Below are 14,344 nucleotides of genomic sequence, written 5' to 3'. Positions count from 1 at the left end.
GGTGAAGCGGCGCACGAAGGCGCTGGTCGTCGCGGCGCTGACTGTGGGCGCGCTCGGGGGCGCCGCCTCGCCCGCGTTCGCGCTGCCGAAGGTGCCCGTTCCGCCCACCTGTGAGGAGTACACCGATACCTGCGTCGACGCGCCCGACGAGAACATGCACTGGGGCAACCACCCCACCGGCTGAAAGTGACCAGGGAACCACGATGAACAAGAGCCTGAAAGCTGCCCTGATCGCCTTCACGCTGACCATCGGCGCGCTGACGACAGCAGGCGCACCGGCCTCGGCGGCGCCGTGGCACTTCAACACGTGCCCCGAGAACATGCACTGGGGCAACGGAGAGTGCGTCGAGTGATCACTCGGGGCGGAGTCGCTCGGCCATCCGCGTCTCGCGCCTTCGCTATACGCCCGATATACGGAGCCGTGTGATTCTGGGGCGCGTCTCGCACGGGGGAGTGACCATGAGGAAGAGCACGAAAGCAGTTCTCGCCGCCTTCGCGCTGACCGCCGGTGCGCTCGTGGGCCTGAGCGCGCCGGCGGCAGCGGGTCTGCCGCCGCCGGCCGGTTGCGACCGGTACGAGTGGTGCGTGCCGCTCGACCACGTCAAGGAGCGGCCCGGAGAGAACATGCACTGGGGCAACAAGCCGATGGGGTGACCACCTGCGGCCGATGGATGTGAGGGGTCTACTCGAGGCGGGACCTGAGTTCCGCCGCCTGTCTCGCGGCCTCGGGGGAGTCGAGGCCGTCGAGCAGGGAGCAGGCCCGCTCCCACAGGGCCCGCGCGGCCTCGTCGTCACCCACTCTGCGGAGGGTGATGGCGAGGGCGTCCATTGCGCGGGCCCGCCAGGTGGTGTTGTCCATCTCGGCGAACAATGTCACCGAACGTTCGAGATGGGGCACCGCGGCGCCGAGGTCGTCGCCGGACTCGTACAGGCGGCCGAGTCCGAGTGAGGCGCTGGCCTCGGCGAACTGGTCGCCGACCCGTTGCGCGGCGGCGACGGCGGCCTTCATCGACGTCTCGGCGTCGGTGCGCTCCCCGGCGGCGAGCTGGGCCTGACCGAGGCCGCGTAGCAGGTAGGCCTCGCCGACGAGGTCGCCGATGGCGCGCACCAGCGGCAGCGCGGCGGCGAAGGAGTCACGGGCGGGGGCCGGTTGCTCCTGCCGGACGTAGGCGTCGCCGAGCCGGAACAGCGCCTGCGCCTGGCCGCGCCGGTTGCCGATGTCCTCGAAGGTGCGCAGCGAGTCGCGCAGCAGCGCCTCGGCCTCGGCGAACACGCCCTCCTCCAGTTTGATCTGGGCGAGCCCGATGCCCGCGTGGGCCTGGGCGGCCCGGTCGCCGGCCTCTCCGAGCAGGTCGGCGGCCTCCTTGTAGCGGTGGTGGGCGCGTTCCGGCGTGCCCGTGATGCGGTCGAGCAGGGCGAGGTTGCGCAGCGTCAGCCCCACGCCGTGGTCCGAATCGATCGCCTCGAAGCGGGCCGAGGCGTCTTCGAGCTGTTCGGCCGCCGAGGCGTACTCCTGCCGGAAGAGGGCCAGGCTGCCCAGTCCGTACACCATCGCGGCCTCGCCGAGCCGGTCGCCCGCGGCGTGGGCGGCGGCGAGCGCGATCTCGTGGGTGGAGCGCCAGTCGTCGAACAGGCTGCGGGCCTCGAACAGCGTCACGCACGTCATCGCCAGCTCCCAGGCCAGCGACGCCAGCCCCAGGTCGGCGGCCTGCGAGACGGCCGACACGAGACCGGCCCGCTCGGCGGCCAGCCACTCGATCGGCTCGCCCAGCAGCGCGTCGGCCAGCGCGGGATCGGGCAGGCGGCGAGGCGTGCCGCCGCGCAACACGGCGAAGTCGCCGCCGTATTCGCGGCGGTGGGCCTCCTGCGCCAGCGCCAGCCAGGTGCCGAGCGACCGGGCCATCGCCTCGGCGCGGGCGCTCTCGTCGTCCTCCTCCAGCGCGCGTTCGCGGGCGAACAGCCGGACCAGGTCGTGGAAGCGGTAGCGCACCCCGCCGGCGTGCTCCTGCGCCACGACTTCGAGGAGCTGGGCGGCGACGAGCTGCTCGAACAGCTCGCCGAGCGGCTCGCGGGCGATGCCGAGCAGCGGTCCGCCAGCCCATTCGCCGAAGTCGGGCACGCCGAGCAGGCTGAGCCGCCGGAACAGGGTCGCCGCCGCCGGGTCGAGGTCGCGGTAGCTGAGCCCGAAGTTGGCCCGCACCCGCACCCCGCCGTGGCTGAGCTCGCTGAGCCGGTTCCGCTCGTCGGTCAGGTGACCGGCCAGGACGCCGGCGGTCAGGCGGCTGCGCCCGGCCAGCCGCGCGCCCGCGATGCGCAGCGCCAGCGGCAGCCCGCCGCACAGCTCGCTCAGCCGGGCCAGCTCGGGGTCGGCCGGGTCGACCGCGCCACCAGCGAGCCCGGCCAGCACGGCCACCCCCTCCCGGTCGCCGAGGGTGTCGACGCGCAGGATGTCGGCGCGCTCCTGGGCGACCAGCCCGTCGAGGCCGTCGCGGCTGGTCACCATGACCGCGCACCCGGGGCTGCCGGGCAGCAGCGGCCGGACCTGCCCGGCGTCGCGCGCGTTGTCGAGCACGAGCAGGACCCGCCGCCGCGACAGCACGCTGCGCAGCAGCCCGGCGCGCTCGTCGACGTCGTCGGGGATCCGGCTGCCCGGCACGCCGAGCGCCCGCAGGAACCGGTCGACCACCTGCCGGGGCGCCAGCGGTTCGGCGTCCTCGGCGTAGCCGCGCAGGTCGACGTAGAGCTGACCGTCGGTGAACCGGCCGGCCACGCGGTGGGCCCAGTGGACCGCGAGCCCGGTCTTGCCGACGCCGCCCATCCCGGTGAGCCCGAGGAAGGCCGGGACCCCCTGACGGCGGCGCAGGTCCAGGAGCCGGTCGAGTTCGGTGAGCTCGTCGGCCCGGCCGACGAAGTCGGCGACGTCGTGGGGGAGCTGCGCCGGGGTGGGGAACAGGTTCGGGCTGGTCTTCGGCTCGGCCGGGCGCGGCGCGGGCACCCCGGAGTCGCCGCGCAGGATCTCCTCGTGCAGGGCGCGCAGTTCGGCGCCGGGCTCCAGCCCGAGTTCGCCGATGAGGACGCGCCGCCCCTCGCGGAAGGTCTCCAGGGCCTCGGCCCGCCGTCCGGCGCGGTGCAGCGCCAGCATGAGATGGGCCCGCAGCCGTTCGCGGGTCGGGTGTTCGGCGACCAGGCCGGTGAGCTCGCCGATGAGATCCTCGTGGCGGCCCAGCGTCAGGTCGGCGGTGATCCGTAACTCGGCCGCGCGCAAGCGGGCCTCTTCGAGACGGGTCGCGGCGGGCCAGATGGCGGGGTGGTCGGCGAGGTTGCCGTACGCCGGGCCCCGCCACAGTTCCAGCGCCCTGGCCAGCAGCCGGCGTCCGGTGGTCGGGTCGCCGCCGTTCATCGCGCGGGCGCCTTCGGCCGTGAGCGCCTCGAAGTCGGCCGCGTCGAGCTCGCCGGCGCCGACGGAGAGGGCGTAACCGGACGGATGCCGGACCACCCGGTCCCGGTCTCCCAGGGCCTTGCGCAGATGGTAGACGTACAGCCGGAGGTTCTCGTGCGCGGACGCGGGCGGTTCCTCCCACAGCGCGCCGATCAGGCGTGAGCCCGCCGTGGGGGCGTTGGCGTTGCCGATCAGCAGGGCCAGCAGGAGCCGCTGCTTCTCCGACCGCAGCGGCACGGACGCGCCGTCGACCGTGATTTCGAGCGGACCGAGAACGCGAAGCCTCATCGCCACCTTCGGGGGTGATCTTCGGGAGTGACAAGCACCCTACCGGGCGATCGTGCTATGTGCCCTATCCATTAACGGATCACCGTATATCGCGTTATACGGCAAAAATACGCCGGTGCCTCATGGTGTGCCTCAGCCCCAGCCTTACCTGAGGAGACATCGTGGTGTCCCGTTCCCGGGCGGCCTCGTTAGCCGTCCTAATCTCCCTCACGACCGTCGTGGCGCTGCCCGCTCCGGCGACCGCCGTTCCCGTCCCGATTCCGGGCGGTCCGCAATGCGTGGCGGCCGTCGACGACCAGTTCGGCGCGGCCGGCCTGGCCGCTCAGTGCGGCAACCCCGTCGAGGTGCTCTCGGAGCGCACCGAGACCAGCCAGGTCTTCGCCCAGCCCGACGGCTCGCTGGAGTCCGTCACCTCGCTCTTCCCCACCCAGGTCGTCAAGAACGGCGTCTGGACCGACGTCGACACGGACCTTCGCCTGTCCGGCGGCGTGACCCCGGTGGCGACCTCGGCCAACGTGCGCTTCTCCACCGGCGGTGCCGACCCGATGGTGACCCTCACCGAGGGTTCCGCCGTGGTGAGGATCAAGTCGCCCTGGACCCTGCCCACGCCCACCCTGAGCGGCGACACGGCGACCTACGCCGACGTGCTGCCCGACGTCGACCTGCGGTTGCGGGCCGAACCCGACGGCTTCTCGCAGTTCCTCGTGGTGAACACCCCGGCCGCCGCCGCCCTGTCCGAACTCAAGCGGATCGCGTTCCCCCTGGAGGCGTCCGGCGGGGCGTCGATCCGCGAGAACGAGTCGGCCCTGGAGGTCGTCGACGCCGCCGGGAACGTCCTGTTCGAGTCGGGCTCGGCGCTCATGTGGGACGCCGACGGCGCCGGTGACGAGGGCGCCGACACCGCGCCCGGCCGTACCGCCGAGATGGACGTCGAGGTGGCCGCGCACGAACTGGTCGTGGTGCCCGACCAGGCCCTGCTGACCGCGTCCGACGCGACCTTCCCGATCTACATCGACCCGGCGTTCAGCAAGCCCAGCATGGGCGGCAACTGGACCCACACGAACAGCTGCTCACCCGGCACGAGCTTCTACACCAGCTACCGGTCCGAGCTCCGGGTCGGCCGCCAGTGGAACACCTCGTGCAAGTGGCGGGCCTACATGCGCTTCGACACCGCCCAGCTGGCCGGCGCGACGATCCAGGCCGCCGAATTCGCGGTGACCGCCGACCACGTCGCCAACTGCGCGGGCGCCAGCACCAACCTGCTGTTCCGCAACAACATCTCCGCGATGAACACCGCGACCTGGAACAGCACCAGCAGCGGCAACGTGCAGACCATCGGCACCGAGAAGTTCGACGCCAACGAGTCGAGCTGCCCCTCGGGCGACCAGAAGAAGGTGTACGACGACGGCACCGCCCGGGTGCTGGAAGGCCGGATGCAGAGCCAGGCCACCGCCCGCGCGTCGCAGACCACGTTCGCGCTCATCTCCGCGAACGAGGGCGACGACATGGGGTGGAGCAACTTCATCCCGGGCTCGGTGGCGCTGATCATCACGTACAACCACACCCCGTCGGTGCCGACCGCGCTGACCATCACCACCGACTGCGGCATCTCGTGCGCCTGGGTGCGCTCGGGCACGCCCACGCTGCGGGCCGTCGCCGCCGACCCCAACGGTGGCACCCTCGCCCGGGTCGAGTTCGAGGTGTACGACCGCGCCCGCACCACCCGCAAGGCCGCGTCCGGCACGGCGGTCTCCAACCGCGCCTCGGGCCAGGCCGCACCGTGGAAGGTGACGCCCACGCTGGCAGAAGGGGCCTACTCCTGGCGGGTCCGGGGGTGTGACGCCTACGTCTGCGGCGGCTGGGGTGGCTGGTTCGACTTCACCGTCGACACCACCGCGCCCACCAACGTGAGCGTGACCTCGGCGGACTATCCCGCCGCCACCGAGGGCACCTGGAACGGCGCCGCCGGTCAGGCCGGCACGTTCGCGATCGGCGCCTCCGGCGCGAACCGCTTCGAGCTGACCCTCAACGGCGTCAACAAGGGCTGGGTCAACACGACCGGCGACGTCTGGACCGGGCCGATGACGCCCGACCGCGACGGCGTCAACCTGCTCACCGCCCGCGCCGCCGACGCGGCCGGCAACGTCGCCGGCAGCCCGTTCACGTATGAGTTCCTGGTCCGCCCCGTCCCCGCCAAGGCCATCGGATGGGGCTTCAACGAGACGAGCGGCAACACCGCCGCCTCCGACCCCGCCGGGATCAATCTCGACCACAAGGTCGGCTCGATCGTCCGTACCGCCGGCAAGAACGGCGGGAGCGCGGTCGTCCTGGACGGCGCCTCGGCCTGGGCCTCCCTCCAGCCGGTCGTCGACACCAAGATCCCCTTCACGGTGACCGCCCTGGTGAAGCTGGACTCCGCCACCGCGAGCGGCCCGGCCACCGCCGTCTCCGCCCACGGGCCCAGCGGCTCGGGCTTCCGGCTCGGCCACCGCGCCGAGGGCTGGTGCTTCTCGATGTACGCCGCCGACGACGGCGCCGAGACCAAGGCCTGCTCCACCGAGGCCGTCGGCACCGGCTGGACCCACCTGGCCGGCGTCTACGACGGCACCCGCCTGCGCCTGTACGTCAACGGCCTGAACTGGGAGGACACCGACCAGGTGCCCTTCACCTCCACGTGGTCGGCGACCCAGGGCTGGTCGGTCGGCCGGGCCAAGGCCGGCGGCGTGCTCACGCAGTACTGGAACGGCGCGGTCGACCGGGTGGCGGCGTACCAGAAGGCACTGACCCAGAGTGAGATCGTCACGGACGGAGCCAAGGGATGAGGAAGCCGGCCGCGTTACTGATCGCCCTCGTCCTGTCGGGGGCCGGAATCGTCAGCGGGGGGACCGCCAACGCCCTCGCCGACTGGGAGGCCCCGGTCCCCGTCGACGTCACGCCGGTCCCGGTCGAGGACAACACCCGACGCACGGTCGTCGCCACCGCCCAGCCGCCCCGGATCAAGAGCCCGTCCACGATCGCCTGGCCGGCCGACACCGCCGCCCAGATCACCCCCGGCGCCCGCGCGATCGCCGGCCAGCCGGTCACGGTCGCGGCGGCGGCCTCGGTGGGGAAGGTCGGGGTCCGCGTGTACGGCCGCGCCGCCGCCGAGACCGCTGGGATCAGCGGCGTCATGATGGCGGTGACCCGCAGCGACGGCCAGAAGTCGACCGGCACGGTCGGCGTCAGCCTCGACTACTCCGCGTTCGCCGGCGCCTTCGGCGGTGACTGGGCCAGCCGCCTGCGGCTCGTCCAACTGCCGGCGTGCGCCCTGACCACCCCCGGCGTGACGGGCTGCGGCCTCGACGCCGCCGTGCCCGTGGTCTCGAAGAACAGCTCCACGACGCAGACCCTGACGGCCGATGTCGCCCTCCCGGCGGCCGGGGCGCCCGCGCTCCTGGCGGCCGCGGCCGCCCCGGCGGGGCCGAACGGCGACTACAAGGCGACGTCGCTGACCCCGGCCTCGACGTGGCAGGTGTCGCAGCAGACCGGCGCCTTCTCGTGGAAGTACCCGATCAAGAGCCCGCCCGCCGTCGGCGGCCCGGCCCCCTCGCTGGCCTTCGCCTACTCGTCGCAGGCGGTCGACGGCAAGACCTCGGGCCAGAACGGGCAGGGATCCTGGATCGGCGACGGCTGGGACATGTGGACCGGCTTCATCGAGCGGACGTACAAGAGCTGTCTCGACGACACCAAGGCCGTCGGCGGCAAGGACCCCAACAACAAGGACAAGAAGACCGGCGACCAGTGCTGGTGGAAGCCCAACGCCACCATGAGCCTGAACGGCAGCTCGACCGAGCTGATCGACCTGGGCGGCGGCAAGTGGAAGGGCACCGGCGACGACGGCTCCCGCGTCGAACTGCTCCCGGACGCCTCCAACGGCGTCTACAACGGCGAGCACTGGAAGGTCACCACGATCGACGGCACCCAGTACTTCTTCGGGCGCCGCACCGACTCGGCCTGGACCACCCAGGTGTACGGCAACCACCCCAGCGACCCCGGCTACGAGTCCGGTGACTTCGCCGGCAGCCGCGAGACCCAGGCCTGGCGCTGGAACCTCGACTACGTCGTCGACACCCACGGCAACACGATGACGCTGAACTACGGCAAGGAGACCGGCGCCTACGGCCGCGAGTTCGACGCCGACAAGCGTCAGACCTACGACCGCGGCGGCTACCTGACCACGATCGACTACGGCACCCGCACCGACCAGTCGACCGCCTCCACGCGGATCGCGTTCGAGGTCGCCGACCGCTGCCTGCCGGGGTCGACCTGCTTCGACTCGGGCGGCAAGGCGGTCGCGGCGTCGTGGCCGGACGTGCCATGGGACCAGTACTGCCGCGACAAGTGCACCGAGCAGATGTCGCCCACCTTCTGGACCCAGAAGCGACTGGCCGTGGTGCGCGCCCAGGTGCGCGACGGCAGCGGCTTCCGCACCGTCGAGTCGTGGACGCTGCGGCACTCGTGGCTGAACGCGGGGGTCAGCCAGAACGAGGGCGTGCCGATGTGGCTCGACTCGATCACCCACTCCGGGTCGGGCATCAAGGGCGGCACGACGATCACCGACCCGGCGGTGACGTTCTCGCCCGGCGCGGACCCGTTCCCCAACCGGGTCGACGGCGGCGACGACGGCCGGACCGCGCTCAACCGCTTCCGCATCGTGTCGATCACCACCGAGACCGGCGCCCAGATCGGCGTCACCTACCTGGCGAGCGACTGCACCCGCAGCTCCCTGCCGCAGGTCCACTCCAACGGCAAGCGCTGCTTCCCGCAGTGGGCGACGCAGGACGGCACCGATCCGACCCTCGACTGGTTCAACAAGTACGTGGTCAAGCGCATCGACCTGTACGACAACGGCGGCGGCTTCACCCACGAGCAGACCAATTACGACTACATCGACGCCCCGATGTGGAAGTACGACGACAGCGAGCTCGTCGAGGAGAAGAAGCGCACCTGGGGCCAGTGGCGCGGCTACGGCCACGTCCGGGTCAGGAACGGCCTGGAGACCGGGCCGCAGACGGTGTCCGAGTACCGCTACTTCCGGGGCATGGACGGCGACAAACAGCCCGACGACAAGGTCCGCGACGTCTGGGTGAAGGACAGCCTCGACGGTACCGGTGACGCCCACTCCAAGCGCATCGAGGACCACGACGCCTACCAGGGCCAGCTCCGCGAGCAGACTACCTTCGACGGCGTCGGCGGCCAGTGGATCACCGGGAAGCTCACCGAGCCCGGCTTCACCCAGACCGGCGCGTCGGGGTCGCTCAAGGCGTACATGGTGCACACGCCGGTGCAGCTCACCCGCACTCGGCTCGCCGACGGCCGGACCCAGTGGACCAAGGTGCTGACCAAGGTCAACGCCGAGAACCTGCCGACCGAGGTCAGCGACCTCGGCGACGAGACCACGGCCACCGACGACCTGTGCACGAAGACGTCCTACGTGCACAACGGCGGGCTGTGGATCAAGGACAAGGTGCTGCAGACCGACCAGTACGGCGTCGCCTGCTCGGTCACCCCCGCCGTCCCCGGCGACGTGATCATGATGGAGCGCAACTACTACGACGACCCGGCCAAGGCGCTCGGCACCGCGCCGACCCGCGGCCTGGTGGTCAAGGAGGAGGAGCTCAAGGGCTGGAGCGGCACCACGCCCCAGTGGTTCGCCGTCACCTCCACGACCTACGACGCCAACGGCCGGGCCACCTCGGCCACCGACGCGCTGAACCGGACGACCAAGACCACGTACGTCCCGGACAAGGCCGGCCCGGTCACCGAGGTGAAGACGACCAACGCGCTCAACCACACGGCCTCCCAGCTCATGGAGGCGGCCTGGCCGGTGCCGACGACCATCACCGACGCGGCCGGGCGCAAGACCGAGCTGGAGTATGACGGCGCTGGCCGACTCACGAAGATCTGGCTGCCGGGCCGGCCCAAGAGCGCGGCCGCCAACATCCTCTACGACTACAAGGTGCGCAACAACGCGCCCTCCGTGACCACGACGAAGAAGCTGCTCCCGGACGGCACTGGCCGCTACCAGACCTCCACCGTGCTGTTCGACGCGTTGCTGCGCCAGCGCCAGGCGCAGAGCCAGGCCGTCGGCGGGGGCAGGGTCATCGCCGACACCGTCTACGACTCGCGCGGCCTGGCCGCCTGGTCGTCGGAGCCCTACTACCACGACACCGCCGGGCCGGGTGAGGCCATCGCGGTGCCGACCAAGGCGATCCCCTCGGTCACCCAGAACACCTACGACGGGGCGGGCCGGATCACGAAGGCCGAGTTCAAGGCCTACGGCGTGACCAAGTGGGCGACCACGACGGCCTACACCGGGACCGGCACGGTCGTCACGCCGCCGATCGGCGGGACCAAGACGGAGACCGTCCAGGACGGCAGGGGCCGGACCGTCGAACTGCGCCAGTTCCACTCGTTCACGGCGGCCACCTTCGACCGGACCCTCTACACCTACACCGACAAGGGCGACCTGGCGACCATCACCGACCAGGCCGGGAACGTCTGGCGCAACATTTACGACGTGCGCGGCAACAAGGTCAGGCTGGAGGACCCCGACAAGGGCGTCAGCGAGCAGACCTTCGACCTGACCGGGCAGCTCACCAGCGTCAAGGACGCGCGGGGCGCCGTCCTCGCGTACACCTACGATCCGCTGGGCCGCAAGACCGGCCTGCGCGAGGGCTCCACCACCGGGCCGTTGCGCGCGGAGTGGCTCTACGACACCGCCCCCGGCGGCCTCGGCAAGCCCACCGGTTCGATCAGGCACAACGGCACCGCCCAGTATCCGACTCTGGTCACCGGCTACGACGCGGGCGGCTACGCCACCGGCATGACGGTCACCCTGCCCGCCGAGACCGGCGCGCTGGCCAAGACCTACGAGTACAAGACCACCTTCAAGCAGGACGGCCAGCTCGCGACGCTGACCCTCCCCGCCGCGGGGAACCTGCCCGAGGAGAAGCTCGAGTACGGCTACAACGCGGTCGGCAAGCCGTCGTACGTCAAGAGCGGTTCGCAGATCTACGTCAACGACACCGTCTACAACCAGATCGGCGGGCGCATCCAGCGCATCCTCGGTCAGGACGACAAGCGCGTCTGGCAGACCGACACCTACGACGAGTCGACCGGCCGCCTGGTGACCAGCTCGACGACTCCGGAGCTGAAGAACCAGACGGTCAACTTCAACTACGAGTACGACCAGATGGGCTCGGTAACCAAGGTCAGTGACCGGCCCAACGGCGGCCAGGCGGCCGACCACCAGTGCTTCACCAACGACCACCTGCGCCGGATGACCGAGGCCTGGACCCCAGCCAACGGCGACTGCAACCCGGCCACCCGCTCGGCCGCCGGACTCGGCGGCCCGGCGCCCTACTGGCACAGCTACGCCTACACGACCACCGGCAGCCGGGACACCGAGACCTGGCGCACCGCCACCACCACGACCATCCGCGACTTCGTCCAGCCCGCCCAGGGCGGCGCCGCGGGCACCAAACCGCACACCGTCACCCGGATCGACAAGTCCACCGGCGGTTCCGACACCTACGCCTACGACCAGGCCGGCAACATGAACAGCCGGACCGTCAACGGCGCCGCCACCACCCTCACCTGGGACCCCGAGGGCGACCTGGCCAGCACCGTCCAGAACGGCCAGACCACCTCCTACCTGTACGACTCCGAGGGCGCCCGCCTGATCCGCAAGGAACCCGGCGCCATCACCGCCTACCTGCCCCACGGTCAGGAGGTGAAAGCGGTCGGCACCACGGTGACCGGCATCCGCTACTACACGCAGGGCGACGACACCGTCGCGGTGCGGACCGGGACCGGCCTCACCGGGCTGGCCTGGCTGGCCCAGGACCACCACAACACCGCCGAGGCCATGATCAAGGCCGCGGACCTGTCGGCCACCCGCAAGCGCAGCCTCCCCTTCGGTGCCCAGCGCGGCGCCAATCCGGCTTTCTGGTCGGGGGAGAAGGGCTTCGTCGGCGGCACGAACGATCCCACGGGCCTGGTCAACATCGGGGCCCGTGACTACGATCCGCTGCTCGGCGCCTTCATCAGCGTCGACCCGGTCATCGATCCCCTCGACCCGCAGCAGATGCACGGCTACAGCTACTCCAACGGCAACCCGCTGACCTTCACCGACCCCGACGGCCTGCTGTTCGGTATCAGCAAGCCGAAGTGGATGGACAAGGTCACCAACGTCGCCAAGGCGGTCGCCGTCACCGCGGTCACCCACCAGATCAGGACGATCAAGAGCGCCGGCAGTTTCGTCGTGGAACACTCCGGCAAGATCTCCGCGGTCACCGGATACGCGGCGATGGCCGCCGCGATGATCCCCGGCGGCCAGCCGTTCGCGGTGGTGCTCGGCGCGGTCTCCACGGTGACCGGCGTCATCGACACGGTGAAGTCGTGCAGGGAGGGGAAGAAGGTCGACTGCGCCGTGGGCGCGGCCGGGCTCGTGCCCTTCGGCAAGGTGCTGGCCAACGGCCCGGCCAAGAACGCGGCGAAGAAGGCGATCAGAGAGGCCGACGCCAAGATCCAGGCCAGGAGACAGGACATCACGATCGACGAGGCCGTCATGGGGCACGCCAAACCCGGCATGAACATCGATGTCGAAGCCGAGCGGCTCTACCAGAACCGCCTCAAGATGATCCAGGCCCAGAAGGACCGGGAACGCGCACTGGCCGCACAGGCACGGGCCCGCGCCCGGGACCGCGCGTGGGATACCTGGGGCACCGCGATGAACGTCGAGAACGGCTACAACGAGGTCTGCAAGGGCTACCGCATCTGCCACGAGCGGGAGGTCTTCGTCCCGGCCGTGGTCCGGACGGTGACGACCCCGCCCCGGCGGTTCCGCATCCCCCCGCAGTTCATGTGGTAGCCGGGAGCCGTCCTACGATCGAGGCATGAGTGCCGAGATCACCCCAGAAGTCATAGAGAGGTTCCTGGTCGGGGGCCGCCTGGTGCAGATGCCCGCGAAACACGCGGTGCGCCTGGCGGTCCTCGACCGCGTCTCCCAGTCGTTCGAGATCGGTGTGCGCTACCCGGAGAAGGAGGTCAACCAGATCCTCGCCGGGTTCTTCGACGACTATGCCGCGCTGCGCCGCTACCTGATCGATAATGACTTGCTGTCCAGGGAGGACGGCGTCTACTGGCGCAGCGGCGGCACCGTTTGAAACCGCTGTCTGGATCGGCGTTTCTCGGGTAATAAGGGGCCATGCGGGTGAGCGGATGGAGCGGATTCCGCCTTCGCCATCCCTGGATCGACCACCATGTCCGCGCGGTCGTGCGGTTCGACCAGGCCGACGGTGGCCGCCTGTCGGCGGGCATGACCTACTACGCCTTCTTCGCGATCTTCGCGCTGGGCCTGCTCGCCTTCGTGGTCATGGGCCACGTCTTCGACACCCCCGGCGCGCTGGCTCAGGTCGCGGGCTACCTGGCCGACACCTTCCCCCGCCTCGACGTCGCGGCGCTGCGCGACGCCCGCGACACGGCGGGGTGGATCGCCATGTTCGGCCTTCCGTTGACCGGCCTGTTCTGGGTCGACTCGATGCGCTCGTGCAGCCGCGCCGTGTGGGGCCTCAACGAATATCCGGGCCGGTTCCTCCTTCGCTGGCTCATCGACCTGGGCGTGCTGACGGCGCTCGGCGTGCTGCTCGCGGCGTCGCTGGCGCTGTCGTTCGGCGCGCAGTCGGCACTGCTGTGGGTGACCGGCCACACGGTCGGCCCCGACGCGCCGTCGGCCAGATTCGCGCTCCAGGTCGTCGCGTTCGCCCTGGGTTTCCTGGTCAACCTGCTGCTGTCGGCGGCCCTGCTGACACTGGCGCCCAGGCTGCGCCTGTCGCCGCGGCGGGTGATCGGCCCCGCACTGATCATCACGGTGGGGCTGGAGGTGCTGAAGACGGCCGGGCAGATCTACTTCAACCTGAGCTCGTCGAACCCGGCCTACACGGTGGTGGCCGGCGCGGTCGGCATGCTGCTGTTCCTGAAGCTCATGAACGTCCTGATCCTGTACGCCGCCGCCCACGCCGCCACCAGCACCCACGGCACCGTGGTCGACCTCACCAAAGGCTGGCGGGTCAGGCCAGCCGCATCCAGTTCTGGCCACGCTGCACAACCCCAGCCCGATTCGTCCGGATCCCTCGTGAGGCCAACTCCGTGATCAACCGCCGGGGGTCACGCGGAGTGACCGCCGGGACGATCCGGGCCCCGACGTCCACCCACAGCGCCACCCGGCGCGAGGGCCGGTCGCGGTCGAGGTTGTACCAGTGCACGAAGTCTCCAGTACCCCACAGCCGCCACGACCCGTTGGGCAGCGGGACCGCGTTGACCGCCCGGATCGCCCTCAGGGAGATGCGCTTGTCGCCACCCCAGAGGTAATAACGCTTGATGATCAGCTCGGCGTCCGTACAGGCCACCAGACCGTCGTCATACATGATTTGAACATATACCCAGGTCAGGGATGTATACGGAGGGACGACCCCCCGAACCCCCCGCTGTCAGGGGGCTCCGCCCCCTCACGCTCCCCCCGGCCCGCTTCGCGGTCCCGGCCGTCGCTGCCGCTTCGGGGGTCGCTGCCGCTCC

At 70.9% G+C, this 14,344-nt stretch carries 9 protein-coding genes; 7 read left to right on the top strand and 2 right to left on the bottom strand.

Translation table 11 applies throughout. The features are described 5' to 3' along the window. The first annotated feature begins 1 nt into the window (after position 1). The 3 genes from AW272_RS34910 (at position 2) to AW272_RS34905 (ending at position 654) form a co-directional block, all read left to right on the top strand. Positions 2-184, top strand: coding sequence for a hypothetical protein (locus AW272_RS34910; protein WP_157519065.1), 183 nt, complete (start codon positions 2-4; stop codon positions 182-184). Positions 185-203: 19 nt separating this feature from the next. Further along, the gene (locus AW272_RS42750; protein WP_157519063.1) at positions 204-353 is read left to right on the top strand and encodes a hypothetical protein; all 150 of its coding nucleotides are present in this window, start codon (positions 204-206) and stop codon (positions 351-353) included. 106 nt (positions 354-459) lie between these two features. After that, on the top strand, positions 460-654 hold the full coding sequence (locus tag AW272_RS34905) for a hypothetical protein (protein ID WP_066374199.1): 195 nt from the start codon (positions 460-462) through the stop codon (positions 652-654). A gap of 28 nt (positions 655-682) precedes the next feature. Here AW272_RS34905 and AW272_RS34900 read toward each other — a convergent pair whose 3' ends face one another. Continuing rightward, positions 683-3,727 carry an AfsR/SARP family transcriptional regulator gene (locus AW272_RS34900; RefSeq protein ID WP_066374194.1) on the bottom strand — a complete coding sequence of 1,015 codons (3,045 nt, stop codon included), beginning with the start codon at positions 3,725-3,727 and terminating at the stop codon, positions 683-685. Between the two features lie 161 nt (positions 3,728-3,888). On the opposite strand from AW272_RS34900, the gene AW272_RS45795 reads away from it, so the two are divergent. The 4 genes from AW272_RS45795 to AW272_RS34880 are packed head-to-tail and all read left to right on the top strand — an operon-like array spanning position 3,889 to position 13,922. Then, positions 3,889-6,549, top strand: coding sequence for a LamG domain-containing protein (locus tag AW272_RS45795; protein WP_066374193.1), 2,661 nt, complete (start codon positions 3,889-3,891; stop codon positions 6,547-6,549). Further along, the gene (locus tag AW272_RS34890) at positions 6,546-12,641 is read left to right on the top strand and encodes an RHS repeat-associated core domain-containing protein (RefSeq protein WP_066374188.1); all 6,096 of its coding nucleotides are present in this window, start codon (positions 6,546-6,548) and stop codon (positions 12,639-12,641) included. Before AW272_RS45795 ends, AW272_RS34890 begins: the two co-directional genes overlap by 4 nt. Before the next feature lie 25 nt (positions 12,642-12,666). Further along, positions 12,667-12,936 (top strand): DUF2087 domain-containing protein, encoded by a 270-nt coding sequence (locus tag AW272_RS34885; RefSeq protein ID WP_066374186.1) that lies wholly within the window; start codon positions 12,667-12,669, stop codon positions 12,934-12,936. 47 nt (positions 12,937-12,983) lie between these two features. Further along, positions 12,984-13,922, top strand: a complete 939-nt coding sequence (locus AW272_RS34880; protein WP_245657879.1) for a YihY/virulence factor BrkB family protein — start codon at positions 12,984-12,986, stop codon at positions 13,920-13,922. Here the strand turns inward: AW272_RS34880 and AW272_RS34875 are convergent. Further along, on the bottom strand, positions 13,840-14,196 hold the full coding sequence (locus AW272_RS34875; RefSeq protein ID WP_066374178.1) for a hypothetical protein: 357 nt from the start codon (positions 14,194-14,196) through the stop codon (positions 13,840-13,842). The genes AW272_RS34880 and AW272_RS34875 overlap by 83 nt on opposite strands. Positions 14,197-14,344 lie beyond the last annotated feature (148 nt).

The sequence above is a fragment of the Herbidospora mongoliensis genome, assembly GCF_001570545.1.
Classification (GTDB): domain Bacteria; phylum Actinomycetota; class Actinomycetes; order Streptosporangiales; family Streptosporangiaceae; genus Herbidospora; species Herbidospora mongoliensis.
Note: the sequence above shows the minus strand (reverse complement) of the source record. Positions and strands in the feature narration are given on the sequence as shown.